Below are 26,302 nucleotides of genomic sequence, written 5' to 3'. Positions count from 1 at the left end.
GACACGATGCAAAAAATGTACAAAAAGACATAACCTATCTTGAATCTGGCGGAATCAAAGATAGATTATGTCTCCGTTTATCAAATGATGAAAATAAAGCATCGTCGAGGCATACTGCCTGAGTCGTCCATGTTTCTGTAATCCTTTCGTTGATCAGTAATCCCTTTTATTGTACGGTATGTGGGAATAATTGTCAATAAGGTATGCGAAAATCACAGGAAATACGAAACCGCATTGTTGTAGCTGATATTTTCCACCATCTCTTTCAGAAACTCCAGGTTCGCCGGGTACTCCCCGTTTTCCACCCAGTTTCCGATTTGATTGCAGAGAATCCGGCGGAAATATTCGTGGCGCGGGAAGGAGAGGAAGCTGCGGGAGTCGGTCAGCATGCCAATGAAGGTGGAGAGCATGCCGATGCTGGAAAGCGTCGCAAGCTGGGATTCCATGCCGTATTTGTGATCGTTGAACCACCATGCGGTACCGAACTGCACTTTCGAGCGGATGCCAGGCGCAGCAAAGTTTCCAGCCATGCTTGCAAGCATCGGGTTGTCGCCCGGGTTCAGAGAGTAGAGCACAGTTTTCGGCAGTGCGTCGTCCTCGTCCATATCGTTTAAGAAAGCGCCGAGCATCGGGGCAAAGGCGAAATCGTTCATGCTGTCAAAGCCGGTATCGGCACCGAGCGCACGGAACATCCGCTTCGAGTTGTTACGGAGTGCTTTGATATGAAGCTGCATGGCGATATTGTGCTTATGATACAGCAGTCCGAGGTTCGTCAGAAGGAAGCCCTTGTACATGCCGAGCTCTTTTTCAGTGAGAGCACCGCCGTTCATGCGATTTTCAAATACATCATTCGCCTCAGCAGCCGTGCATGGCACATAGAAGCAGCCCTCAAGGCTGTGGTCGCTGACAACGCAGCCGGCGGAGAGGAAGAAGTCGAGGCGGCAGGAGAGGGCATGCACCATATCCTCCGCGGATGCAATCGTCCTGCTGGCGGCAGCGGCAAGCTTTTCCACATATTCCGGGAAATCCGGCTTCTCGAGATGAACGGCGCGGTCCGGGCGGAAGGACGGCAGAACGCGGCAGGCAAAGTCTTCCTTCTGTAATGCCAGATGGCAGTGCAGATCATCTGCAGGATCGTCGGTGGTGCACAGATGCGACACATGCTGGTTCAGAATCAGATTGCGCACGGTAAACTCCTTCGTCTGCAGTTTTGCATTCGCCTCATCCCAGAGCTCCTTCGCTGTTGCTCGGGAGAGCGGTGTCGTGATGCCGAAGTACCGCTGCAGCTCCAGATGTGTCCAGTGGTATAAAGGATTGCCGATCGCGTTCTCAATCGTCTCGGCAAACGCCAGATATTTGTCGTAATCATCGGCGTTTCCGGTGATCAGATCCTCCGAAAAGCCCATCGCACGCATGGCACGCCATTTATAATGATCCCCGCCGAGCCAGACGCGTGTCAGATTCTCCATCTGGCGGTCTTCGAGAATCTCCTGTGGATTCAGATGGTTGTGATAGTCAAAAATGGGCATTTTTTCAGCCGCCTCGTGGTACAGTGTTTTCGCCGTATCGGTCTGCAGCAGAAAGTCAGCGTCCATAAAAGGTTTCATATGGAAATACCTCCCCTTTAGAATTGAGCGGTCAGAGCAGCAAGCGTATCTGCCACAGCGCCAGGTCCATGAAGCATCGAGACAAAAGCATCCAGCACACGGTCAGAAAGTCCGGCGGAAATCAGATCCACACCGAAAATCGAAGCATCGGAGAGCAGCGGAGCCAGCGTTTTGGAAAGCGCCTCACGGTCAGCCGGTGCGCCGAGTTTCAGATCCTGCACATACGGGCGGACCGTGGCAAGCAGCGGATCCGGCTCAGATCAAATGCATCGCCGTTGTCATCCACGCCCATCAGATACCGCAGCCATCCCGCAAATACAGCCGGAATTGCCTGAAGATCCGAGAGTGACAGCTCCGGGGAAGCAAGATACGATTTGATCGTCTCACCGAACCGGATCGACAGCTTCTGTGACGTATCGGTTGCAATTCGCTGCGGCGTATCCGGCATAAACGGATTCGGGATGCGGATGTTCAGCACTTCAGCGATAAACTGCTTCGGAGAGAGAATGCCGGGATCGGTGACAACCGGAAGTCCTTCGATATATCCGATGCGCTCCACGAGCTTTTTCAGTACCGGATTTTTCATCTCCTCACTGATCAGTTCATAGTCCAGCAGGCAGCCGAACACAGCGAGTGCGGTGTGCAGCGGGTTCAGGCAGGTGCAGACCTTCATGCGCTCTGTTTTGTTGACAGTTTCCCGGTCGGTAAAGATCCATCCGCTCTTTTCCATCGGCGGCCGTCCGTTCGGGAAATGATCTTCGACTACGAGGTACTGGCATTCCTCTGCATTGACGAACGGAGCAACGTAGGTGTGGCGGGAGGTGACGATCGACTGTGCATCAGCGAGGCCGTTCTCCTCGAGTATCTTTTCGATGGAACCATCCGGCCGCGGGGTGATCTTGTCGATCATGGTCCACGGGAAGCCGACTTTTTCCGGGTTCTGCAGATAGGAGAGGAAGCCTGGCTGTACCAGCTTGTTTTCTTCCCATGCAGAAGCGTAGGCTGTCAGGGCAAGGGAAAGTTTTTCGCCATTGTGGGAGCAGTTGTCGGTGCTGACCATCGCAACCGGTTTTTCGCCTGCAAGAAATCTTTCATATAAAAGAGAAGCAACTTTTCCCATATAGCTGGTAACGGAAGAAGGTCCGGCAGCAAAATCGGCAGCAACAGACGGCAGCAGTTCGCCCGCACCGTTTTTCAGGGAATATCCCTTTTCGGTGATCGTAAACGTCGCCATCTGCAGGGAATCCTTGGTAAAGATTTCTTTTAACCGGGCAAAATCCGGAGAATCCGCCGTATCGGCAGCCAGCGATTCTGCGATGCTTCCAACAACGGTTTTCTCGACAGAACCATCGGCTTTTAAGGTCACCAGAATGCTTAAATTATCGTGCGGCTGGTACATATCACGGATGATTTCTGTATCGAAGCCCTCCGCAACGATGACACCGCGGTCAAAGGTACCGTTGTTCAGCAGTTCCTGTGCTGTATTTGCCTGGAAGGCACGGAAAATATTTCCGGCTCCGAAATGCACCCAGCACGGAGATTCTTTCGTGCGGGTGATCATTGCTTCGCGGTCATAGGATGGAAGCGCATAGCCTGCGGCTTCCCACGCTTTTTGATCTGCCAGTCCGGCAGCTGTTAAGTTAAGAGACATCAGTAAAAACCTCCTTTAAATTCCACGTTTGTGACTCTTGTCAATAGCTTCCCAGAGTCCATTTAAATAAGTCGCGCCGAGTGCGCGGTCATACAGTCCATAGCCCGGCATTGCCTTCTCGCCCCAGATCATACGTCCGTGGTCCGGGCGGATCGGGCCGTCGAAGCCGATGTCGTACAGCGCTTTCATGATCTCATACATATCGAAGCTGCCGTCAGAGGAAAGGTGTGCGGCCTCTTCGAAATCCTGCTGGCTGTGGAATTTCAGATTGCGGACGTGAGCGAAGTGGATGCGGCCCTTTAAGGAACGGATCATATCCGGCAGATCGTTCTCCAGGTTTGTTCCGTAGGAACCTGAGCAGAAGGTCACGCCGTTGTGCGGGTCATCGACCATCTTCATCATGCGCAGAATGTTTTCTTTATTAATGATGATTCTCGGAAGACCGAAGACACTCCATGCCGGGTCGTCCGGGTGAATGGCCATTCTAATGTCGTACTCGTTGCAGACCGGCATGATGCGTTCGAGGAAGTATTTGAGGTTGGCAAACAGTTTCTCATCATCCACATCGCGGTAAGCGTCAAAGAGCTCTTTCACTTTTGCCATGCGCTCCGGCTCCCAGCCAGGAAGAATTGCGCCGTTTGCATCACCTGCGATAGATTCAAACATTTTTTCCGGAACAAGTGCGTCTACGGCGGACTGTTTGTAGGCAAGTACGGTCGAGCCGTCCGGACGGACGCGTGCGAGTTCTGTTCTGGTCCAGTCGAAGACCGGCATGAAGTTATAGCAGACAAGGTGAATGTCTTCCTTGCCGAGGTGCTTTAACGTTTCAATATAATTATCGATGTACTGCTCACGGTCCGGGCTGCCGATTTTGATGGCGTCGTGGATGTTGACGCTCTCGATGCCGGAGATGTGAAGTCCAGAGGCCTCAACCTCTTCTTTTAACGCGTGAATCGCTTCGCGTGTCCACACCTCGCCCGGGGTAGTGTCGTACAGGGTTGTGATGACTCCGGTTACGCCCGGAATCTGGCGGATCTGCTCTAAGGTAACGGTATCAAATTTGGAACCATACCAGCGAAATGTCATTTCCATAAGAAAAACTCTCCTTTATTTTGTAATGTACTCTCGGAATCTTTCTGCACTTGCCTTTGCGGCTGATTTTCCGCCAGCTGCACCCGAATTTCATCAACGTACGCACCGCGTACGCCTCAGAAATTTGGGCACAACTGACAAAAAATCATCTCACAAAAACAAGCACAGAAAGATTCCGAGAGTACATTGTATTTTGCAAGTGGTGTTCTTTGCTTTTTATTGTATCGTTTCTTAAGAAAAAAGCCATGGCAAGAATTGTTGAGCACATTGCAAAAGTTGCGGCGGTTGGCCGGGAAAAAGCAAAATCAGCCTACAGGTGTGATAAGTAATATCTTTCTGGTATGACTAACCAATAGGAAAAACCTATAATCGATTCATCGAAATAACAATTACCAAAAGGCGTTTTAGGGGTTGCACATAGAAAAAATATGCATTATAATATGCCATGTAATCGAGAAACACATTAAACATATCGACTTAGTAGGAAAGGAGAACAGCAAATGAAAAAAAACAGACAACAGACGAATGCAGGAGAACAGAATGATGGAGATGTGTTGTTGCTGTTGCTGCAGCTCCAATCAGAATAAAGAAAAATAAGAAACATTCGCAGGCAGAAAAAGCATAGCAGAAATTGCATGTGCGGGCAGGCCGGAACGAATGCCTGCTATTTTTTTAACCTTTTTTAAAAGAAATGCGAATGAACAACATAAGAATAGATAATAAACAGACATAGAAAACGGAGGACAAAAACATGAGCGGATGCGGATGCAGCTTCACCCCAGTTGAAAATAAAGAAACCGAAGAAATCAAATACACCGATGCACTGGCAGAACAGTTTGCAGCAGAAGTCGGAGTAGACCCAAGACCAAATGAAACCCTTGTAGAGATCGATGAGCGCGGCGCTTTCATCCGTCAGCCAAATGCATTTATCCAGCCATTCGGCGATAAAGAAGGCGGCCTGAAAGCAGAAGCAAACCGCTTCGGGATCTACTGGGCAACCGGATGCAACTGGTCCAACCGTCCGATCATCGTGCGGGAGCTTTTAGGACTGCAGGATGTGATCTCGGAGACGAGAGTTTCTCCATCCGGCGAGACAAACTGTTACGGACATGCATTCGGACAGTATCCGGATTTCAAGGATCCGGCGACAGGCGCTTACTTCTTAAGTGAGTTCTATAAAAGAGCAAACCCGGACTTCAAAGGAAGAGCAACGACACCGACCCTGGTGGATGTCAAAGAGAAAAAGGCTGTGAACAACGATTATCACCGCCTGACGAACTACCTCGAAGTGCAGTTCCGTCCATTCCAGCCAAAAGATGCGCCGGACCTGTACCCGAAAAAATTCCGGAAAGAGATCGATGAGTTTAACGACTGGCTCTTCCCGCATGTCAACAACGGCCATTACCGCATGGCATTCTGCCAGTCACCGGAAGCATACGATGAGGCATACGAAGATTTCTATGAATCCCTCGATAAGCTGGACAAACGGCTGGAGACGAACCGTTTCCTGTTCGGCGACTACATCACCGACAGCGATGTCCGCGCTTACGTCACTCTGATCCGTTGGGATGTCAGCTACTTCCACAACGTAGGACCGGTGAAGAAACCGATTCGTGATTACAAAAATATCTGGGGCTACTTAAAAGAGCTGTATGCGATCCCGGCCTTCCGTCACGGAAGCGATCCGCAGGTGCTGGCACTTTCGAGATCTGGAAAGAAATTAGGCGAGGTTCTCTTCCGCGGATACAACGAACGAATCCTTGCAAAAGTAGATTTCGAGAAGCTGATGGCAGACGATGGATCGAGAAGAACACTCAGCAAAACACCGGATGAAGTATTCCTTCGCCATCCGGAGGGAGAGACCTACGAGGATTATGCAGGAGAAATCTCAAAAACCATCTGGAACAGCCCGAAATGGGAAGACAGAAACCCGAAGAACGGCGTACTTTCCGTGGATGCATCGATTAATCCGCTGAAAGGACTTTTATAAAGAGATAAGACAGAAGAATCCGGAGCGCTCTGGTGGAACACTCTCAGGCAGCCGGGGTGCGGCCGGAACTGAAAAGAACGAGGAAATGAGGAGGATTTTATTATGAAAAAGACAAAGAAATTCTGGGCAGTATTGGCAGCGGCGGGCCTTTTGGCAGCAAGCTTTGCAGGATGCGGAAGCAATGCATCAGCAAATGCAGGAAGCAGCAGCGGTTCCGCAGCATCATCTTCCGCAGAAGGCAGCTCCGCATCGGATTCCGGTGAGAAAAAAGTGATTAAAGCTGTAACAAGCGGCACACTGGCACCGTACTTTTACGTAAATGATGACAACGAGCTGACCGGTGTCGATATCGATATCGTAAAAGAAGTGTTCAACCGCCTTCCGCAGTATGAACTGAAAATTGAGCAGGCAGATGCACTGCAGGGTGTGCTGAGCGGTCAGTACGACATCGCAGTCAACAACTATGGATATACCGATGAGAGAGCAGAATCCTACTACTTCTCTTTACCATATAAAACCAGCTTCAACGAATACATTCAGAGAACCGGCGATGAGCCGCTGACTTCTCTTACCGATCTGGCAGACCGCGGATACAAAATAGAGCTGAGTGCAGGAAGCCTTACCGCAAATGCACTGGAAAAATGGAATACAGACAACCCGGATCACCAGATCAATATCGTATATTCCAATGCAAACTTCCAGGTCCGCTACCAGCACATCGTAGATGGAACCGCTGATGTGGCAATCGACGACGGACCGATCATCGACAACCTGCTTCCGCAGTTCGGACTGGAAGGTCAGCTGGAAGCAAACGAGATCGACGAGGAGACCGAAGATTTCCTGTTCCCGCAGAACAATACCTACTTCCTGTTTGGAAAGAACGAAGAGGGCGCAGCACTCCGCGAGGATGTTGACAAAGTCTTAAAAGAGATGAAAGAAGACGGAACTCTTTCCAAGATCACAACCGAGTATCTCGGCGTGGACACCAGCCCGGACGAGAAATACTTTGATGAGACACCAAACTAGAATATCGTTTTCGAAATAAAAACAGAAGAGATTACAAAACAGACGGGAAGCGGATCGAGAACATCCGTTTCCCGATTCTAAAAGGAGCGAAAAACATGGCAGAAATTTACCGGGTAGAAAAGGGAAGCGAAGAGTGGAAATACAAAGCATATGATTACGTCAGAACCGATGCGTTCTGCTGCGGACAGAACATTCCGATTGAACTGGAATTCGGACAGGACGAGAGCAAAGATGATCTGCAGGCGATTCTGCTGACAGAAGATCACAAGCCGGTAGCCGGCTGCCGCATCGCATTCCCGGCGGAAAAGACAGGAAAAATCGAGCGTGTCTGTGTTGTCAGAGAAAAACAGAAAAGCGGATACGGCCGCGTGCTGATCGAAGCCGCTGAGAAATGGCTGAAAGAATACGGTGTCGATCACATCGTCATCACGAGCCAGGACCGCGCCGCAGGCTTTTATGAGAAATTAGGCTACAAACTGAATCCGGACGCTGACCTGTCGGTATACGACCACCATGCACCGAAGAAAGACGAAGAGCCGAAAAAGCCGAAGAAAAATATTGGCTTTACCTGTGTACTGGTAGAAAAATACGTGTAAGAGAGGACAAAAATCATGGGAAAATTATTTGACGTTTCACTGGTATTTTCATCCATACCAGAATTGCTGACAAAGCTGCCGATCACGCTGGAACTGGCCGTGGTTTCTATGCTGATCGGACTGGGACTGGGACTTGTGATGGCGATCATCAAAATGAAAAAAATCAGAGTGCTGACGCAGATTACGAATCTTCTGATTTCACTGCTCCGCGGCACGCCGGTCATCGTACAGCTGTACGTTGCGTTCTTTGGTATTCCCATGATGTTCAAGGCAATCAACCAGCAGTTCGGAACGAATCTGGCGGTTGCCAATATTTCCGGTTTCGTCTATGCGATGATCGCTCTGGGACTGAACCAGTCGGGCTTTATGGCTGAGATTATCCGTTCAGCCCTGCAGTCCGTTGACCCGGGCCAGATCGAAGCAGCACATGCACTCGGCATGACGTATCCGCAGACACTGCGCCGCATCATTCTGCCGGAGGCCTTTGAGGTTGCGCTTCCGACCCTTGGAAACTCTTTTATCAGTATCATCAAAGGAACGTCTCTTGCCTTTACCTGCGCCGTTGTCGAGATTACCGCACAGGGCCAGATTATTGGAGGAAGAACGTATCGCTACTTTGAAGTTTACGTTTCACTGGCCATCATTTACTGGCTGGTAACGCTGGTGATCGAGCAGATCATCCGCGTAATTGAAAATAAAATCCGGATTCCGGACCAGGTAGAGCTGGCGTCCGCAAACGGGGAGGGTAAGAAAAATGATAAAAATTGATCATTTATCAAAAAAATATAACGACAACGTGGTGCTCGACGACATCAGCCTCGAGATCAAACAGGGCGATGTTGTGGGAATCATCGGTCCTTCCGGAACCGGAAAATCAACGCTTCTGCGCTGCGTCAACCGCCTTGAGACACCGGAGAAGGGAACGGTGACGATCGGGGACAAGGTGATCGGCCTTTCCGAGCGGAAACCGAAAGAGCTTCTGTATTTAAGACAGAACACAGGAATGGTGTTCCAGCGGTTCAATCTGTTTGAGAAGAAAACCGCACTGGAAAATGTGATGGAAGGCCTGATTGTTGTCAAGAAGATGAAAAAAGACGAGGCCAGAGCCATTGCATTAGAAGAACTGAAACTGGTCGGCATGGAGAAATGGGCAAACCATTATCCGAAACATATGTCCGGCGGACAGCAGCAGAGGGTGGCGCTCGCAAGAGCCCTCGCCATGAAACCGCAGATTCTGCTGCTCGACGAGCCGACTTCAGCCCTTGACCCGGAGCTGGTTGGAGAGGTTCTGGATGTTATTAAAAAAGTTGCGGCACAGGGATATACAATGCTTCTGGTTTCCCATGAGATGAACTTTATCCGCCATGTGTCGAACCGTGTGATCTTCCTTGATAAAGGACACGTAGTAGAAGACGGAACACCGAAAGAAGTATTCGAGCATCCGCAGAATCAGAGAACACGGGAGTTCTTCAGCAAGATGCATATTATGGCGCAGCCTGAGTATGTTATTTAAATTGCGGACACAGCCAAAGAGTAGGAGAAAAGATTATGATAGATGAGAAAAGAATTGCTGATTTTTTTGCGGAGCTGGTATCTATCGATTCGCCGTCCTTAGAGGAGCGCGAGATGGCGGACACCTTAAAAATAAAATTCGCCGAAATTGGGGTTACGCTTACAGAAGATCATACGCAGGAGCAGACCGGCTCCAATGCGGGCAATCTGTTCGCGCGCATTCCGGGCAGCCTTGCAGGAGCCCCGGTTCTCTTTGCGGCCCACATGGACACTGTTGAGCCTGCAAAAGGCAAAAAAGCCGTCTCCCATGAGGATGGAACCGTAACGAGCGACGGCACGACAGTTCTTGGCGCCGACGACCTCGCCGGTGTGACAGCCATCTATGAAGCTGTTCGCCACCTCATCGAGAACAAAACACCGCACCGCCCGATCGAAATTCTGATCTCGACTGGTGAGGAGCTGTACTGCAAAGGCGCAAATGCCTTCGACTACAGCCAGGTGCAGGCAAAAGAAGCATACGTTCTGGATTTAAGCGGCGCGATCGGTGCAGCCGCCTACGCGGCACCGACACTCGTTTCCTTCGCGGCGAAAATCCAGGGAAAAGCCGCCCACGCCGGTTTCCACCCGGAGGACGGCATCAACAGCATCCAGGCGGCCGCCCGCGCAATCGCACAGCTTCCGCAGGGCCACGTGGATGAAAGCACCACTGCCAACATCGGAAAAATCGGCGGCGGCTCCGGTACCAACATTGTTTCGGAAAGCTGCGTGATCGAAGGCGAAATTCGAAGCCTGAACCACGAGACGGCCATGGAGCTTCTGGAAACATATCACAGAATCTTCCAGCAGGAAGCAGAGAAGATTGGTGCGAAGCTGGTCTGGGAAGAAAAACTGAATATCCATGCGTATGAGACGCCGCTGACAAGCGATGCCGCAAGGCATTACGAGAGCGCCGTTGCAGAAGAAGGCCTGACCGCTGCATTCGAAAAAACTTTCGGCGGCAGCGACAACAACGTCTTTGCACAGCACGGCATCGAAGGGCTTGTCATCGCAACCTCGATGAATCAGGTACACAGCTGCGCCGAGTACACAAAAATCCCGGAAATAGCGCAGGTGGCGCGGATTGTGGCCAATCTTGCCGCACCGCAGGAAGCCTGAACAGATCCCGGACGAAAAAACAGAATACGTAAAAAATCCCCAAAGCCCGTCGGCAGATGTGAAAACAAAAACCGGCGGACTTTTCCTGTTTCCGGCATGGCTTGCCACGCAGAGAAAAATAGTCTATAATAGGGAAAAGCTTCCGGTACATGCCGGAATTTAACACCAGTAGACAAGAAGTCCCCAGCTTCTAAAGCGGTGGGATGAATTATTAAAAGAAACATAACGGCAGTGGCGGGCGGAGAAAAATCGGTATCCTCCACTGACATGAGGCAAGTCACAGTCGAACTATTTTCGGCATGTCAGACTCCGTGAAAATACCGACTGTGAGTGAAACAAGAATAAAAGAGGAGAAACAATGATACAGACACCAATTCAGAAACTGGAATTTCCAAACGACAGAGGCGTCCGCCTGTACTGCAAGCGGGAGGATCTTCTTCCGTTTTCCTTAGGCGGAAACAAAGTCCGCATCGGACGTGCTTTTTTCCAGGATATGCAGGAGAAAAACAAAGACTGCATGATCATCTACGGAAACAGCAGATCCAACCTCTGCCGCGTGCTGGCCAATCTGTGCTGTGCCGAGAAAATTCCATGCTATATGATCTGTCTTCCGAAGAAAACGAGGAACAACCGATCGAAACCAACAACAGCCGTCTGATGAAATGGCTCGGAGCCGAAGTCATTCCGTGCAGAAAAACAGAGATTGCACAGACCGTCGAGCAGACGATGAACCGTTTGACAGAAGAGGGATATCACCCATATTATATTTTCGGGGATAAATTCGGAACGGGCAATGAAGGCACACCGGTACAGGCCTACGTGGACGGCTACCGCGAGATTCTTGCGTGGGAGAAAGAACAGAACATTTCTTTTTCTCATATCTTTGCGGCATCCGGAACCGGCTCGACCCAGTGCGGCCTGGTAAGCGGAAAACTGCTCGAGCAGGGAGCGGAGCAGATCATCGGCCTTTCGATTTCATCCCGCGAGTACGACCGCGCCACCCGCATTATGGAGAGCGGCATTTCCGATTATTTTGCGAAGAATCATCTCGTGCTGCCGGAAGGATGGGAGAGTGAACTTCATCTGGAAATGGGATACCGCCAGGGCGGATACGGCCAGTACGATGAGCGGATTTTACAGGTGATCCGGGAAGAGTTCTGCCGGAACGGCCTTCCGCTGGATCCGACGTACACCGGAAAGGCATTCTGGGGAATGAAGCAGTACATAGAAGAACATCAGTTACAGGACTGCGATGTGCTTTTTATCCATACCGGAGGCACGCCGCTGTTCTATGACTGCATTCTGAACGATACCGATGGAGGAAAAAAATGAAACTGATTTCAATAGTCATCCCATGCTACAATTCCGAGGCAACGATCCGGAAAGTTGTAGAGATGGTGATGGAAGAATTCAAGAAAATGGACGGATATGACTGCGAATTTGTCCTGGTGAACGATGGTTCCCCGAAAGACAATACGTATGGGGAGATCAAGAAGCTCGGTGAGCAGTATCAGAATGTCAAGGGCATCAACCTGCTGCGCAATTTCGGCCAGCACAATGCGCTGATGGCGGCACTCCACTACACCGAAGGAGATTTTATTCTCGGCATGGACGATGACATGCAGACACATCCGTCCCAGATCAGCAAACTGATCCACAAGATGGAAGAAGGATACGATCTGGTTTACGGCTGCTATCCGAAACGGAAAAATTCGTTCCTGAAAAATGTCACCAGCAAACTGAACGAAGTTTCCTCCCGGATTCTTCTCGGACGGCCAAAAGACATCGTTTCCAGCAATTTCTGGATGATTACCCGCCAGATCAAGGACGAGGTGGTAAAATACGACAGCTTCAATCCCTATATTGACGGCATTTTCTACCGCACGACACACAAAATCGGAAATGTAGAGGTGGAGCATTTCAAACGTGCAGTGGGAACTTCCAACTATACGTTAAAGAAACTGATCAAATTGTGGCTTGCCTACTGGAACTATTCTGTAATTCCGCTTCGCATATCGTCCGTTCTCGGCGGAGTTTCTGCAGCCGGCGGTTTTCTGGCAGCCATCATGATTGCCATCCGAAAGCTCATCAATCCGACCGTGATGGTTGGCTGGTCTTCGACGATCTGCGCCATCGTTGTTTTTTCCGGATTGATTCTGATGGTGCTCGGCATCATCGGAGAATATCTCGGAAAGATGATTCTGATTCTGAACCGCACGCCGCAGTATATTGTGCGGGAAACCATTAACGTATCTGATGAGGAAGAAAAAAAGTGAAAAAAATCATGATTTTAGGTACCGGTATTTACCAGGTGCCGCTGATCCGGACTGCACGCAGAATGGGTCTTTACACGATCGTAGTGAGTATTCCCGGCGATTATCCGGGTTTTGCACTTGCAGATAAAATTTATGAACTGAATACGCGGGATAAAGAAGCGATTCTTGCGGCGGCGGAAAAAGAACAGATCGACGGAATCTGTACATCGGGAACCGATGTGGCCGTCAGCACAATCGGCTATGTCTGTGAAAAGATGCATCTGTCCGGCATTCCGTATGAGGCGGCGGAAATTCTGACCGATAAGGCAAAGATGAAAGACGCATTCCGGCAGGGCGGCGTTTCCGCGGCAGACGGGATGCGGGTAAGAAGCGCAGAGGAGGCACAAAAAACCGCAGAACAGCTTGGATACCCGGTTGTCGTAAAACGGGTGGACAGTTCAGGAAGCCGCGGAATTACCGTGGTGGTGCATTCCGGACAGATCGAAGAAGCGTATGAAAATGCGAGAAACGGTTCGGCAAGAGATTATGTGCTGGTTGAAAAATTCCTCCGCGGAACGGAGATCGGCGTGGATGGATTTGTGCAGAACCACAAACTGGTCTTTCTGGCACCGCACACGAAATTTGTATACCGCGGTGCACACACGACCGTTCCGGTCGGCCACGCATTTCCGTATGGATGCAGCGGGGCACTGCGGGAAGAAATTGCCCGCCAGATGCAGCTGGCCGTCACCGCATCCGGTGCCGATCAGTGCTCCGTCAATGCGGATGTCTTTGTGGACGGAGAGAAGGTCTGGATCATTGAAATGGGCGGAAGAACCGGGGCAACCTGCATTCCGGAACTGATTTCAACGTATTACGGATTTGATTTTTATGAGCAGATGATCAAAAGCGCCTCGGGGAAGAAACGGATTTTCAGCAGACGGAAAGCTGCCCGTGCATGGCAAAACTGCTGCTGAGTCCGGTAAGCGGAACCATCACACAAATCGACCGGGATCAGGTCGAACGTCTGCGTCAGGAAGGGCTGGAGCTTGTCCTGGATTATCCGGAGGGGCATGAAGTTTCTGCCATGGCAGATGGAACTGACCGGATCGGCCATGTGATTGTAAAGACGGACCGGGAAGCGGAACTGGATGAGCAGATGAAGCGGGTGTACCGCTGTATCTGGATTGATGGAAAAAATCTGGAGACAATCTGGGAAGAGAAAACAGCAAAATAAAAAACCCGGAATCTTTTCAAGACCTCAGAAGAGGAGCGAAAGGATTCCGGGTTTTGCGTTGCCAGGCATATCAATATCCGGTGGACCAATTTTGATTACACTGTTTTTACAGGCTTCATCATCATCCGATAGTAGACTGGAATCAGCAGTGCAATTGCACCGAACCAGGCAAGCGGGCTTGCGATGCAGACGGCAGTGTAGCCTAAGAAGCGTGACAGCCAGACGGTAGCAGCAAGACGCATCACAAGCTCGATCATGCATGCGGTAAACGGTGCGCGTCCGTTCTGCATACTCTGAATCGAGGTGCGGTAGACGGCGAGAAGGCCGAGCAGGAAGTAGAACGGAGCTTCGATCGTCAGGAATGCATCGGAGTAATGGTAAGAATCCGTGATTTCGCTCGAAAAGCTTGGTGAGCAGGTGCATCTGTCCCGCGAGGTCTGCTGCCGCCGCTTCCGGAAAATGACGGGAAAGACGGTGACGCAGTATCTCGAGGAATACCGTGCGTCCAAAAGCCTGCCGCTCGTCGAAAGCGGCTTTTTATCACGAAAAATATGTTACATCTGTTTGATTGCCTGCAGCATTTCAAGATCCGAAGCAGTCACCTTGATATTGGAAACCATCGTTCGGCCGTCCGGTTTTTTCACCGTGACTTCGAGAATCGTTCCCTCCTCGATCTGCGAGGATGCGAGATCGCTCATGAATTTTACGAACTTCGGGTGGTTTTGGGCGAAACGGTCTCTCAGATTTTTTAATTCCATTAACTTCATTGGGTTAAATGCCATTCTTTTTTTGTCCTTTCTGTTCGAAACTTCTTTTGAAGCATGAAAGTATTGTAACATGGAAAAGAAAAAATGCAAGCGGATAAAAAGACAAAAGACAGAGATACTGGGAATAAGAGAAAAGATTCTCAATTAGAATGGGAGAAAAACGAATGAAAGCGAAGAAGTATCTGCTGTTTTTCCTTTTGGGCTACTGCATTTATATTGCCATCGAAGTCACCTACCGGGGTTACAGCTTCCGCCTGATGGGTATTGCCGGAGGACTGTCCCTTGCAGGAATCGGAATGCTGGAAGACGCCGGGCTGCGCTGCTTTCCGCTGGCGTTTCAGATGATGGTATCCGCCGTCCTGATTACGGCCATCGAGCTGTATTCGGGAATGTTTTCCCTGAGGGTGCTGCATTACCGCATGTGGGACTATAGTACGCTGCCGTTTTCCCTCTGTGAAGGATTAATCTGCCCGTGTTTTTTCGGGATCTGGTATCTGCTCTCGGCGGTTGGGATTTTTCTTACGGACTATGTGAGCTATTATATCTTCCACGAGGGGACGCACCCGGTGTATCGAAAGAAGAAAAAGGGTTGTGCCGAAGGGGAGTTCGTTATAAAATAAGAAAAAACAACCCAGGCAGGAGGTCCTCATGGAAAACGAAAAAAATTATCTGGAATATCTCGCAGAATTGTACCCGACCATCGAAAAAGCAGCGACAGAAATCATCAATCTGCAGTCCGTTATCAACCTTCCCAAAGGCACGGAGCATTTCCTTTCGGATATTCATGGCGAATACGAAGCCTTTTCTCATGTACTCCGCAACGGTTCCGGTGCCGTGCGAAAGAAGATTGACGATGTCTTCGGCCACACGCTCGGCATTTCGGAAAAACGTGCGCTTGCAACCCTTATCTATTACCCGAGAGAGCGCCTGGAGATGGAGAAAAAGCAGCAGGAGGACATCGATGACTGGTACAAGGTCATGCTGTACCGCCTGATCGACGTCTGCAAAATCGTTTCTTCCAAATACACCCGCGCCAAAGTGCGGAAAGCCCTGCCGGCGGATTATGGCTATATCATCGAGGAGCTGATCACCGAAAAGCCGGAGGTGCTCGACAAAGAAGCATACTACGAGGCGATCATCCAGACTATCCTCGAAATCGGAAGCGCCGAGAACTTCATCATTGCCGTGGCAGAGCTGATTCAGCGGCTCGTTGTTGATCATCTCCACATCATCGGCGACATCTTTGACCGCGGTCCGGAGCCGTATAAAATCATGGACTGCCTGATGAATTACCATTCCCTCGATATCCAGTGGGGCAACCACGATGTGCTCTGGATGGGCGCTGCGACCGGCCAGCCGGCGTGCGTGGCCAGCACGATCCGCATCTGCCTCCACTACGGCAATCTCGATGTGCTGGAGGACGGCTACGGCATCAATATGCTTCCGCTTGCCACCTTTGCTCTCGAGACGTACGGCGATGATCCGTGCGAATGCTTTGCCGCAAAAGGCGGCGAGGACAGCGGAAATTCCCAGCAGATGCTGGAGCGCCGCATGCACAAGGCCATCACCGTAATGCAGTTAAAGCTCGAGAACCGTCTGATCCGTGAGAACCCGGAGTACGGCATGGAAAACCGCCGTCTGCTGGAAAAGATCGATTACCAGAACGGAACGGTGACGATTGGGGAGAAAACGTATGCTCTGCGCGACAAGAGCTTTCCGACGATCGACCCGGCGCATCCGGACGAGCTGACAGAAAAAGAGGCAGAAGTGCTCGATAAGCTGATCTTCGCCTTCCGAAACAGCGAAAAACTGCAGGCGCACGTCGATTTCCTGCTCAAAAAAGGAAGCCTCTACCGCGTCTACAATGGAAATCTGCTGTACCACGGCTGCATGCCGATGAATGAGGACGGCACCTTAAAAGAGGTACAGGTCGACGGAAAGAAATACAAGGGAAAAGCACTGTACGATATCCTCGAGCACAACGTGCGCCGCGCATTTGTAAGCCGCGATCCGAAAAAACGGGAGCAGGGCCGCAATACGCTGTGGTATCTGTGGACCGCGCCGAATTCCCCGCTGTACGGCCGCGACAAGATGACAACATTTGAGCGGTATTTCCTCGCAGAAAAAGAGACCTGGACCGAGGTGAAAAACGCGTATTACCGCCTGATCGAGAAAGAGGAGACGGCGGACCGGATCTTACAGGAGTTCGGGCTTGCCGGTGAAAATGTACATATTATCAACGGCCACGTCCCGGTACACCAGAGTGCCGGTGAAAGCCCGGTCAAATGCGGCGGCAAGGTGCTGATCATCGACGGCGGCTTCTGCAGGGCGTACCACAAAGAAACCGGCATCGCGGGTTACACGCTGATTTACAACTCGTACGGCCTCAGCCTCACCGCGCACGAGCCGTTTGAATCGACGGAAAAAGCAATCCAGGAGGAGAAGGATATTGTCTCCCGCCAGGTGGCGGTGCGGTACAACATGAAGCGCCAGTTAGTCGGCGATACGGATCAGGGACGGCAGATCCGGCAGCGCATCCGTGAATTAAAGGAACTGATCGAGGCGTACCGCACGGCTCAGTTAAAAGAGCTTCTTTAAATCAAGGGTTTTCAACTGCGCCGGAAAATGGTATAATCAAAACAGTGTGCGCAGATGGAAACACTGTGCGCTGGAACAGATGGAAAGAAGGAAGAAACATATGAGGGCATGGATTGCCAGGATGACAGAAGATAACATAGATCAGAGCGCGATCGAAAAAGCAGGAGAGATTCTGAAAAACGGCGGTCTGGCGGCATTCCCGACCGAGACCGTATATGGTCTTGGCGGAAATGCGCTGGATGCCAAAGCTTCCGAGAAAATTTATGCGGCAAAGGGCCGTCCGTCGGACAACCCGCTGATCGTCCACATCGGAAGAATGGAGGACCTCGAAACCGTAGCGGCAAACGTGCCGGAGAGTGCACGCAAACTGGCAGCCGCATGCTGGCCGGGACCGCTGACGATGATTTTTGAGAAAACAAATGCCGTTCCGCTCGAGACGACGGGAGGCCTTACCTCCGTAGCCGTGCGCTATCCGAGCAACAAAGTGGCAAACGCACTGATCTTAGCCGGAGGCGGCTTCATCGCAGCGCCGAGCGCCAATACATCAGGCCGGCCGAGTCCGACGAAAGCCGAGCATGTGATCGAGGACCTTGGGGACAAAATTGACTGTATCATCGACGGAGGAGACGCCGAGATCGGCCTCGAATCCACTATCGTCGATTTTACAGAGGAGATTCCGACGATTCTCCGCCCGGGCTATTACAACAAAGAGATGCTGGAAAAAGTGCTTGGAACCGTGCGTGTCGATCCGGGAATCCTTGCGGAGGACAGCCATGTGCGTCCGAAGGCACCGGGCATGCGCTACAAACATTATGCGCCGAAGGCAGACCTTACGATTATCCAGGGCGAGATGGAACGGGTGATTCCGGAAATCAACCGCCTTGCCGCAGAACAGGAAAAGGCAGGAAAGAAAGTGGGCGTAATCTGCACCGATGAGACACGGGAGCAGTACACCACAGGAGATATCAAGAGCATCGGGCTGCGCGCCGAAGATGAGACGATCGCGCATCACCTGTTTGCGATTCTGCGCGACTTCGATGAGGACGGCGTGGAAGTGATTTATTCCGAGGCTTTCGACACCCCGCGTATGGGGCAGGCGATCATGAACCGCCTGTTAAAAGCCGCAGGCCACAAAGTAGCAGAGGTATAACAGTGAAACATTACAGCAGGATTTTATTTGTGGACGCGGACGATACCGCGCGCGCACCGATGGCGAAGGCGATTCTGCAGAGCAAAGAGCTTCCGTGGCCGATGGAAATTGGTTCCCGCGGGCTTGTCGTTCTGTTTCCGCAGCCGGTCAACCAGAAGGTAGAGGCAGTGCTTGCGCGCAACGGGCTTTCGGCCAAAGACCACACCACCACACCGCTTACCGCGGAGGACATCAACGACGACACGCTGCTTCTTGTGATGGAGGACAGTCAGAGGGAAAAGATCCGTGAGGACTTCCCGGATGCGCCCCATCTGCAAACGATCGCCGGATTTCTGCGGCTGGCAGGAGACATCCCCGCCTTTACGGGGAACCGCTTACCGAATACGGAAAATGTTATGAAGCGCTGGAATTCCTGATTGAAGGTGTTCTTGCGCGGCTGAAAGAGGAGGAAGAACAATGATAGCTTTAGGATGCGACCACGGCGGATATGAGCTGATGCAGGAGGTAAAAGCATATCTGGACAAACAGGGACTGGAATATCAGGACTTCGGATGCTACAGCAACGAGGCAGTTGATTATCCGGTTTACGCCAGAAAAGTAGGCCATGCGATCCAGAACGGAACGTGTGATAAGGGAATCCTGATCTGCGGAACCGGAATCGGCATTTCTATCACGGCAAACAAAATGGAAGGAATCCGTGCAGCACTCTGCACCGACTGCTTCTGCGCAGAGGCAACCCGCCTGCACAACGATGCCAACGTACTGGCGATGGGAGGACGCGTTGTAGGCCCTGGCCTTGCAATCAAAATCGTAGAAACCTTCCTGAACACTCCATTTTCCGGAGAAGAGCGTCACGAACGCCGGATTCACTTGATTGAGCATGAAGGCGAAAATGAATGAATTTTAAACAAAACAAAGGAGAAGGGAAAATGGCAAGAACAGTCATCATGGATCACCCGCTGATCCAGCACAAAATCGGTATTATCAGAAAGAAAGACACAAGCTCCAAGGAGTTCCGCGAGATGATCAGCGAGATTGCAATGCTGATGTGCTACGAGGCAACCAGAGAGCTGCCGCTCACAGACGTTGAAATTGAAACCCCGATCTGCAAAACAACCGTAAAAGAGCTCGAAGGAAAGAAAATGGCAGTTGTGCCGATCCTCCGTGCCGGTCTTGGTATGGTAGAAGGTATGCTGGCTATGATTCCGGCAGCAAAAATCGGACACATTGGTCTGTACCGTGATCCGGAAACCCTGGCACCGGTTGAGTATTACTGCAAACTTCCGTCAGACATCGCAAGCCGTGAAGTATTTGTAACCGACCCGATGCTGGCAACCGGCGGTTCTGCAACGGCAGCCATCACCATGCTGAAAGAAAAAGGCGCAAAGAAGATCCACTTCATGTGCATCATCGCATCTCCGGAAGGAATCGAGAAAATGCATGAGGTTCACCCGGATGTCGATGTTTTCGTCGGAGCACTGGATGACCATCTGAACGAGCACGGCTACATTGTACCAGGCCTTGGCGATGCCGGAGACCGTATCTTCGGTACGAAATAAGAGCGGAAGCAAAGTACGTTAAGAGAACACAGGGGAAATGGGTATGAGCGATAAACGAGAGGATTATATTTCCTGGGATGAATATTTCATGGCAGTTGCCCAGCTTGCCGGTATGCGCTCGAAGGATCCGCACACCCAGGTGGGAGCCTGCATTGTGAGCGAGGACAACAAGATTCTGTCCATGGGATACAACGGTTTCCCGAAAGGCTGCTCGGACGACGAGTTCCCGTGGGGAAAGACAAGTGAAAATCCGCTGGAAAACAAGTATCTTTACACAACGCACAGTGAACTGAACGCCATCCTGAATTACCGCGGCGGAAGCTCGAGGGAGCCAAGCTGTATGTGACATTGTTCCCATGCAACGAGTGCTGCAAGGCGATTATCCAGGCGGGAATCAAAACGGTGATCTACGACTGCGACAAGTACGCGGACACCCCGTCCGTGATCGCATCGAAACGGATGATGAAGGCGTCCGGAGTCACTTTTCAGAAATACCACCGCACAGGGCGGGAAATTACCATGTCCCTGTAGCAGAAAAGATAATAGAAGGAGCGCGCCTGAACGAACAGAAAGTTCAGGCGCGCTTCGTCTGTATACACGAAAAGACAAGAAACGGGAGGGCACCATGGAGAGCAATTTCGAATGGATTACGGCAAACGGGGATATCGGCATCCGCTTTTTCCACAGCATCGATGACGGCGGCTACAGCAACCCGCCGCACTGGCACAACGATCTGGAGATCATTTATCTTCTGGAAGGCCGTCTGAAAGTGCGTTTCGGTGACGGCGGCGAGCGGCAGATCGGGGCAGATGAACTTCTCGTCATCAACTCCGGCACGATCCACGCCGTGACAGCCTATCCGAATCAGGCCATCGTCCTGCAGGTTCCGTACGAGATGCTGCTGCAGTACATGGAGCGTTACGATCAGCTTTACTTTGTTGTGGATGAAAGGCCGGCCAGTGAGGCGGAAAAACAAAAACTCGCAGAATTCAAAGCAGTTCTCCGGGAGATGGACGAGGTGTACGGTGCGCAGAAAGAAGGGTATCAGTTAAAATTCGACAGCCTTCTTCTTGAAGCGCTGTACCGCTTACTGGTGGACTATGCGGTGCAGATCGGAAAAGAACACATTCCGCAGAATCAGAAGGCCGTACAGCAGATCCGCGAGGTCATGCGGTATATTGAGGAGCATTACGCCAAAAAGCTGACGGTGGCGCAGGTCGCGGAGCACTTTGGTTATACGCCGAATTATCTGTCGAAGCTTCTGAAACGGTACCTCGGTCTGACGGTCTACCAGTATCTGTATGAAATCCGGCTCGACCGGATCTGCCGCGACCTGCAGCATCCCGAGGCGCGGATCATGGAACTTCTGCCGAAACACGGCTGCGAAAACTACAAGTCGGTGTCGCGTCTGTTTAAGGAGCGGTACGGCTGCAGCATGAAGGAAATGCAGAAGCGGTATGAAAAGGAAAAAGGAGACCGCCCGATGGGCCAGTGGGTAAGAATCAGAAAAGCGGAAATGCCCTAATTTTCTGCCGAAAAAGGCACTAAACAAGAAGAAGAGAGCATGGTATAGTGGAAGCATGAAACAGCGGATTTTCAGTAAATGCCGCAAAACATGTGAAAAATGGAGTGTGGAAAATGAAAGCAAAACAGATTACAACGTACCATGTAAAAGGGGAAGCAAAAACCTGGGAAAAAGCGCTGGCACCGGAAGACGAGTCCAAGAGCGTAAAAATGATTGAGTCGAACGTCATCAACCTGTATCCGGACTTTGCGTTCCAGACCATCGAGGGCTTCGGCGGCGCCATGACCGAGAGCAGCGCATACCTGCTGTCCCGTATGGATGAGGAAACACAGAATCAGGCATTACAGGATATTTTCGGACCGGACGGCCTTCATGCAAGATTTGTCCGCGTGCCGATCGACAGCTGTGACTATTCCCTTGAGGAGTATCAGGCAGTCGCAGACCCGATCGCAGACCCGGATCTGGCAACCTTCTCGATCGACCGCGACCGCAAATATGTCCTTCCGATGCTGAAAAAAGCCATCGAAATCTCCGCAGAGCCGATCAGTGTTCTGATGAGCCCGTGGTCTCCGCCGTATCAGTGGAAAACTGCACCGAAGATCGCAAAGAATGATGCTGCTGTTTACGGTGCAATGGGAATGCCGGTTCCGGAAGAGATTCCGCAGAGAAACCACGGCGGCAGCCTGAAACCGGAGTATTACGGAAGCTGGGCAAAATACGTCGTAAAATATCTGCAGGCATACCTCGATGAGGGAATCCCGGTGACGATGCTGAGCCTGCAGAACGAAACCGTAGCGGCTACCACCTGGGACAGCTGCGTATGGACACCGGAAGAGTCCAAAACCTACCTGAAAGATTATCTGTATCCGGAGATGAAAAAAGCAGGCCTGACGGACAAGATCGGCATCTTCATCTGGGATCACAACAAAGAGCGTATGATCGAGCACGTTCTGACCGTCCTTGACGAGGAGACCATGGACATGGTAGCCGGTATCGCATTCCATTGGTATTCCGGCGACCACTTCGAGGCTGTTGAGCTGATGAAACAGAAATACCCGGACAAAACCTTCATGCTTTCCGAGTGCTGTGCCCTTCACATGCCGGGCAGAATCGGTTTTGGCGACGGTGGTTTCGGACCGGTGAACTTCCAGACACCAGAGTACGTCGATTACCTTGACGCCGCAGATTATGCACACGATATGATCGGAAACCTGAACGCCGGCATGAACCGCTGGATCGACTGGAACTTCCTCGTAGACAAAGACGGCGGCCCGCGCCACGTACCGATGGGATTCACCTCAGGTCTGATTGTGGATGATGATTTCCATTACCGCAAACCGATCATGTACCACTACATCGGCCATATTTCCAAATATATTGCTCCGGGTGCAAAACGCATCGGCTGGAGCAAATACGGAGCAAACCTGGATGTAACGGCCGCAGTCAATCCGGACGGAAGCTACGTTGTGATCCTGCTGAACCGCACAAAAGAGGATTCCGGCTGCTTCCTGCGTGTCAACGGACATATCATGCGTGTCGATCTTCCGGCAGAGACACTCAGCACGGTTGTAATCGAGAAATAAAAAGCAAAAATAAAAAAATGCCTTCTGTGCAGAATGGAAACAGTCTGCGCAGAAGGCATTTTTGTAAGATACGATTTATTTTTGATCGGAATCGGAAGAATCTGAGTTTTTCTCTTCGGTTGAAGGCTTTGCCGGTGTATACGGCGCATCAACCGGAGACTCTTCCGTGGCCAGCTTTGTCAGCGCTTTGCGCAGCCGGTAGCCCGGGAAGTGGAAGACTTCGGCCTCGTCGATCTTCTTTTTCTGATATGGGATCGCCTGTCTCGTTTCCGGATCAATGTGGTCCATGTGGAAGTAAAACGCATCGTCATCCGGCAGGTGATGTTTTTCAAGACGACGATTGGCGAAGTTGCGGCAGACCGTGCAGATAATGGCACAGACCGGAACGGCGATGATCATGCCAAAGACACCCCAGAAGCCGCCGCCGATCAGAATCGAGATGATGATAAGGAAGCTGGACACGCCGGTCGTCTCGCCGAGGATTTTCGGCCCTAAGAAGTTTCCGTCAAACTGCTGCAGGAGAACGACGAAAATCAGGAAATACAGTGCCTGCAGAGGGTCGATCAGAAGGATCAGCAGAAGACACGGAACGGCGCCGAGGAACGGGCCGAAAAACGGAATGATATTCGTCACACCGATGATTACGCTGACCAGCAGTGCGTACGGGGTGCCGATCAGGCTCGTCACAAGATAGCAGATGGCACCGATGATGATCGAATCGATGACTTTTCCAACGAGGAATCCGCTGAATTCCTGGTTCACATACTGGCAGTCGCGGATCACGGCATTTCCGTGATCCAGACCGAGCAGCGCGTAGACTGCTTTTTTCAGCTTGGCAATGTAGCTTTCCTTGTTGTACAGCATGTAGATCGCAACGATCGCGCCAAGCAGAATGTTTTTGAAAAACGTAACCATGTTGACGAGCTGTCCGGAGAGGTTCAGAAGGAACGTACGGAGCATCGGCATCAGGTCATTGGTCAGCCAGTTGGAAAGCTTTGCGGAGAACATGGAGATGTACTGGTCTGCCGTCTGCTGCATCTCCGGGTAATTCGCCAGCACTTTTGTGGCAAAATCCTGAATGTTGTTTGCGTAGTTGGAGAAGTTGGAGACAATGTTTGTGATACTTGAGAACAGCTCCGGGATCAGGGTCGCAATGAGTCCGTACAGCGCGAAAAGCATGGCGACGTACGTCAGAAGAATCAAAAGCGCCCGTACAAGCTTTTTGCAGCGTACCGACTGTGTTTTTCCGTGGCGGGCGAAGAGTCTGGCGATGATCCGCTGTTCTATGAAGTTAATGATCGGGCTGATCACATAGGCGAGAATCAGGGCTGCAATCAGGGGGGAGAGAATGTCGAGGACATTGTGAAAGGCGGTCCGCACAGAAGTCTGGTGGAAGAGCAGGTAGTAAAAAATCATGGACGCTGCAAGTACCAGAAAGGCAGTAACGCCGGCCCGGACATATTTTCGGTAACGATCCAGTTTCATAAAAATGTAAATCCCCTTTCGAATTTTATTAACCTCTATTATACACATGCAATCCCCAAAATACAACCGCAACCACACTTGCGGGAAAAAAAGGAAACTGCTATACTGGAAAAGCAGATTTAGAAAAAGGAGATAACAAATTTGAAGATAAAAATGCCGCCAAGCGTAAATATGGTAATCGATTCCCTGCATGCGAAAGGCTTCGAGGCGTACGCGGTCGGAGGCTGTGTGCGCGATACGATTCTTGCGCGGGAGCCGGACGACTGGGATATTACAACCTCTGCTTCCCCACAGCAGGTAAAAGAAATTTTTGACCGCACCGTGGATACGGGACTGGAGCACGGAACGGTAACAGTTCTGGCCGGAAGCGGCGCGCACGAGGTCACGACGTACCGCATCGACGGAGAGTATGAGGACGGCCGCCATCCGAAAGAAGTGGTCTTTACCTCCAGCCTCGCCGAGGATCTGCGCCGCCGTGATTTTACGATCAATGCGATGGCATACAACAACGAAGAGGGGCTTGTGGATCTGTTCGATGGAATCAGGGATTTACAGCGCAAAGTCATCCGCTGTGTCGGAAATCCGACCGAGCGGTTCAGTGAGGATGCACTGCGGATCCTGCGCGCCCTCCGCTTTTCCGCACAGCTCGGCTTCAAACTTGATCCGGTAACACTGGATGCCATCATAGCACTCGCGCCGACGCTTGAAAAAATCAGCGCCGAGCGGATCCGTGTGGAACTGAATAAACTGCTGATCTCGAAGCGGCCGGAGTACATGGAGGCCGTCTATGAGGCGGGTATTACAAAGATTGTGCTGCCGGAGTTTGATGAACTGATGAAAACGCCGCAGAACAATCCGCACCACTGCTATAATGTCGGTGAGCACACGATTGCCGCTCTGCAGCACGTTCCGGCAGATCCGATTCTGCGCTGGACGATGCTGCTCCACGATATTGCAAAACCGGCGTGCCGCACAACGGATGAGGCCGGCATCGATCATTTTAAAGGCCACGCACCGGCGGGGGAGAAAATGGTGAAAGCGATTCTGCGCCGTCTGAAATTCGACAACGAAACCATCCGCCAGGTCGCAGCATTGATCCGCTGGCATGACTGCCGCATGGCTCCGGAGAAACCGGTGATCCGCCGTATTCTGAACAAACTCGGCCCGGAGCTGTTCGAAAAACTGATGATCGTGCAGGAAGCCGATACGATGGCCAAAAGCCTGTACCAGCGGGAGAAAACCCTGGAACGGATCGAAAAGGTAAGGGAGTGCGTCAGAGAAATTCTCGATAACGGCGACTGCTTTACGTTGAAAATGCTGGCCGTTTCCGGCAAAGATCTGATGGAACTCGGTGTCCCGAAAGGCCCGAAAATCGGCGAATGCCTGAACGCGGCGCTGGAAGAAGTGATGAAAGATCCGGCGAAGAATACAAAAGAATACCTGACAGAGTACGTAAAAACACTGCTGTAAAGCCAAAACGGCAAACAAGAGAGCCGGGGACAGAACAATCCGTC

25 protein-coding genes and 2 pseudogenes are annotated in these 26,302 nt (G+C 51.2%); 21 read left to right on the top strand and 6 right to left on the bottom strand.

Annotated elements, in window-relative coordinates; all coding sequences use genetic code 11:
- Positions 1-212 precede the first annotated feature (212 nt).
- The 3 genes and pseudogenes from uxaC to uxuA all read right to left on the bottom strand — a co-directional run bounded on the left by uxaC (position 213) and on the right by uxuA (position 4,350).
- Positions 213-1,607 (bottom strand): glucuronate isomerase, encoded by a 1,395-nt coding sequence (gene uxaC, locus DXA93_RS04860; RefSeq protein WP_119207804.1) that lies wholly within the window; start codon positions 1,605-1,607, stop codon positions 213-215.
- Between the two features lie 17 nt (positions 1,608-1,624).
- Positions 1,625-3,258, bottom strand: a pseudogene (locus DXA93_RS04855) (mannitol dehydrogenase family protein).
- A 15-nt stretch (positions 3,259-3,273) separates the two neighbouring features.
- Positions 3,274-4,350, bottom strand: coding sequence for a mannonate dehydratase (gene uxuA, locus DXA93_RS04850; RefSeq protein WP_119207803.1), 1,077 nt, complete (start codon positions 4,348-4,350; stop codon positions 3,274-3,276).
- 751 nt (positions 4,351-5,101) lie between these two features.
- Between uxuA and DXA93_RS04840 the strand changes: the two genes are divergently transcribed.
- From DXA93_RS04840 to DXA93_RS04785, 11 genes are all read left to right on the top strand, one after another.
- The gene (locus DXA93_RS04840) at positions 5,102-6,340 is read left to right on the top strand and encodes a glutathione S-transferase C-terminal domain-containing protein (protein ID WP_119207802.1); all 1,239 of its coding nucleotides are present in this window, start codon (positions 5,102-5,104) and stop codon (positions 6,338-6,340) included.
- 102 nt (positions 6,341-6,442) lie between these two features.
- On the top strand, positions 6,443-7,366 hold the full coding sequence (locus DXA93_RS04835) for a transporter substrate-binding domain-containing protein (protein ID WP_119207801.1): 924 nt from the start codon (positions 6,443-6,445) through the stop codon (positions 7,364-7,366).
- Between the two features lie 95 nt (positions 7,367-7,461).
- A complete protein-coding gene (locus DXA93_RS04830; RefSeq protein WP_119207800.1) occupies positions 7,462-7,962 on the top strand; it encodes a GNAT family N-acetyltransferase in 501 nt (166 codons plus the stop codon).
- A gap of 15 nt (positions 7,963-7,977) precedes the next feature.
- The gene (locus DXA93_RS04825) at positions 7,978-8,730 is read left to right on the top strand and encodes an amino acid ABC transporter permease (RefSeq protein ID WP_022462083.1); all 753 of its coding nucleotides are present in this window, start codon (positions 7,978-7,980) and stop codon (positions 8,728-8,730) included.
- The gene (locus tag DXA93_RS04820) at positions 8,717-9,475 is read left to right on the top strand and encodes an amino acid ABC transporter ATP-binding protein (RefSeq protein ID WP_022462084.1); all 759 of its coding nucleotides are present in this window, start codon (positions 8,717-8,719) and stop codon (positions 9,473-9,475) included. Before DXA93_RS04825 ends, DXA93_RS04820 begins: the two co-directional genes overlap by 14 nt.
- A 35-nt stretch (positions 9,476-9,510) precedes the next feature.
- Positions 9,511-10,629, top strand: a complete 1,119-nt coding sequence (locus tag DXA93_RS04815) for a M20/M25/M40 family metallo-hydrolase (protein WP_243109151.1) — start codon at positions 9,511-9,513, stop codon at positions 10,627-10,629.
- A 358-nt stretch (positions 10,630-10,987) separates the two neighbouring features.
- Positions 10,988-11,287, top strand: a complete 300-nt coding sequence (locus tag DXA93_RS04805) for a pyridoxal-phosphate dependent enzyme (protein WP_119207799.1) — start codon at positions 10,988-10,990, stop codon at positions 11,285-11,287.
- Positions 11,221-11,961: a pyridoxal-phosphate dependent enzyme gene (locus tag DXA93_RS04800; protein WP_119207798.1), complete on the top strand. Its 741-nt coding sequence runs from the start codon at positions 11,221-11,223 to the stop codon at positions 11,959-11,961. Before DXA93_RS04805 ends, DXA93_RS04800 begins: the two co-directional genes overlap by 67 nt.
- A complete protein-coding gene (locus DXA93_RS04795; RefSeq protein ID WP_117509476.1) occupies positions 11,958-12,905 on the top strand; it encodes a glycosyltransferase family 2 protein in 948 nt (315 codons plus the stop codon). The genes DXA93_RS04800 and DXA93_RS04795 overlap by 4 nt, the downstream gene beginning before the upstream one ends.
- Complete coding sequence (locus DXA93_RS04790; protein ID WP_119207797.1) at positions 12,902-13,861, top strand: ATP-grasp domain-containing protein; 960 nt, start codon at positions 12,902-12,904, stop codon at positions 13,859-13,861. The genes DXA93_RS04795 and DXA93_RS04790 overlap by 4 nt, the downstream gene beginning before the upstream one ends.
- A complete protein-coding gene (locus DXA93_RS04785) occupies positions 13,843-14,121 on the top strand; it encodes a hypothetical protein (protein ID WP_117813669.1) in 279 nt (92 codons plus the stop codon). The genes DXA93_RS04790 and DXA93_RS04785 overlap by 19 nt, the downstream gene beginning before the upstream one ends.
- A 95-nt stretch (positions 14,122-14,216) precedes the next feature.
- On the opposite strand, the gene DXA93_RS04780 is transcribed toward DXA93_RS04785, so the two are convergent.
- Together DXA93_RS04780 and DXA93_RS04775 are read right to left on the bottom strand one after the other, a co-directional pair.
- Positions 14,217-14,630, bottom strand: a complete 414-nt coding sequence (locus DXA93_RS04780; protein WP_238061814.1) for a hypothetical protein — start codon at positions 14,628-14,630, stop codon at positions 14,217-14,219.
- A gap of 45 nt (positions 14,631-14,675) precedes the next feature.
- The gene (locus tag DXA93_RS04775; protein WP_118697467.1) at positions 14,676-14,903 is read right to left on the bottom strand and encodes a hypothetical protein; all 228 of its coding nucleotides are present in this window, start codon (positions 14,901-14,903) and stop codon (positions 14,676-14,678) included.
- A 149-nt stretch (positions 14,904-15,052) separates the two neighbouring features.
- Here DXA93_RS04775 and DXA93_RS04770 point away from each other — a divergent pair, with 149 nt between their 5' ends.
- The 9 genes and pseudogenes from DXA93_RS04770 (at position 15,053) to DXA93_RS04730 (ending at position 23,303) form a co-directional block, all read left to right on the top strand.
- Entirely contained in the window at positions 15,053-15,508 is a 456-nt protein-coding gene (locus tag DXA93_RS04770) for a putative ABC transporter permease (protein ID WP_158583262.1), read from the top strand.
- A gap of 28 nt (positions 15,509-15,536) precedes the next feature.
- Complete coding sequence (locus tag DXA93_RS04765) at positions 15,537-17,486, top strand: fructose-1,6-bisphosphatase (RefSeq protein ID WP_117509472.1); 1,950 nt, start codon at positions 15,537-15,539, stop codon at positions 17,484-17,486.
- A 100-nt stretch (positions 17,487-17,586) separates the two neighbouring features.
- Positions 17,587-18,636, top strand: a complete 1,050-nt coding sequence (locus tag DXA93_RS04760) for an L-threonylcarbamoyladenylate synthase (RefSeq protein ID WP_022462093.1) — start codon at positions 17,587-17,589, stop codon at positions 18,634-18,636.
- A 2-nt stretch (positions 18,637-18,638) separates the two neighbouring features.
- Positions 18,639-19,052, top strand: coding sequence for an arsenate reductase/protein-tyrosine-phosphatase family protein (locus DXA93_RS04755; protein ID WP_119188521.1), 414 nt, complete (start codon positions 18,639-18,641; stop codon positions 19,050-19,052).
- 40 nt (positions 19,053-19,092) lie between these two features.
- Complete coding sequence (gene rpiB / locus DXA93_RS04750) at positions 19,093-19,536, top strand: ribose 5-phosphate isomerase B (RefSeq protein WP_055218692.1); 444 nt, start codon at positions 19,093-19,095, stop codon at positions 19,534-19,536.
- A 29-nt stretch (positions 19,537-19,565) separates the two neighbouring features.
- Positions 19,566-20,195, top strand: a complete 630-nt coding sequence (gene upp / locus DXA93_RS04745) for a uracil phosphoribosyltransferase (protein ID WP_022462095.1) — start codon at positions 19,566-19,568, stop codon at positions 20,193-20,195.
- A 43-nt stretch (positions 20,196-20,238) separates the two neighbouring features.
- Positions 20,239-20,726 (top strand): annotated as a pseudogene (locus DXA93_RS20490) (deoxycytidylate deaminase).
- A gap of 94 nt (positions 20,727-20,820) precedes the next feature.
- Entirely contained in the window at positions 20,821-21,720 is a 900-nt protein-coding gene (locus DXA93_RS04735) for an AraC family transcriptional regulator (protein ID WP_119207795.1), read from the top strand.
- A 113-nt stretch (positions 21,721-21,833) separates the two neighbouring features.
- Positions 21,834-23,303: a glycoside hydrolase family 30 protein gene (locus DXA93_RS04730; protein ID WP_022462098.1), complete on the top strand. Its 1,470-nt coding sequence runs from the start codon at positions 21,834-21,836 to the stop codon at positions 23,301-23,303.
- A 75-nt stretch (positions 23,304-23,378) separates the two neighbouring features.
- Here the strand turns inward: DXA93_RS04730 and DXA93_RS04725 are convergent, their stop codons facing one another.
- Positions 23,379-24,788 (bottom strand): AI-2E family transporter, encoded by a 1,410-nt coding sequence (locus DXA93_RS04725; RefSeq protein ID WP_158554975.1) that lies wholly within the window; start codon positions 24,786-24,788, stop codon positions 23,379-23,381.
- A 141-nt stretch (positions 24,789-24,929) separates the two neighbouring features.
- On the opposite strand from DXA93_RS04725, the gene DXA93_RS04720 reads away from it, so the two are divergent.
- Entirely contained in the window at positions 24,930-26,258 is a 1,329-nt protein-coding gene (locus tag DXA93_RS04720) for a CCA tRNA nucleotidyltransferase (RefSeq protein WP_243109150.1), read from the top strand.
- The last annotated feature ends 44 nt before the right edge of the window (positions 26,259-26,302 follow it).

Source organism: Blautia sp. OF09-25XD, from assembly GCF_003482095.1.
GTDB lineage: Bacteria > Bacillota > Clostridia > Lachnospirales > Lachnospiraceae > Fusicatenibacter > Fusicatenibacter saccharivorans.
Note: the sequence above shows the minus strand (reverse complement) of the source record. Positions and strands in the feature narration are given on the sequence as shown.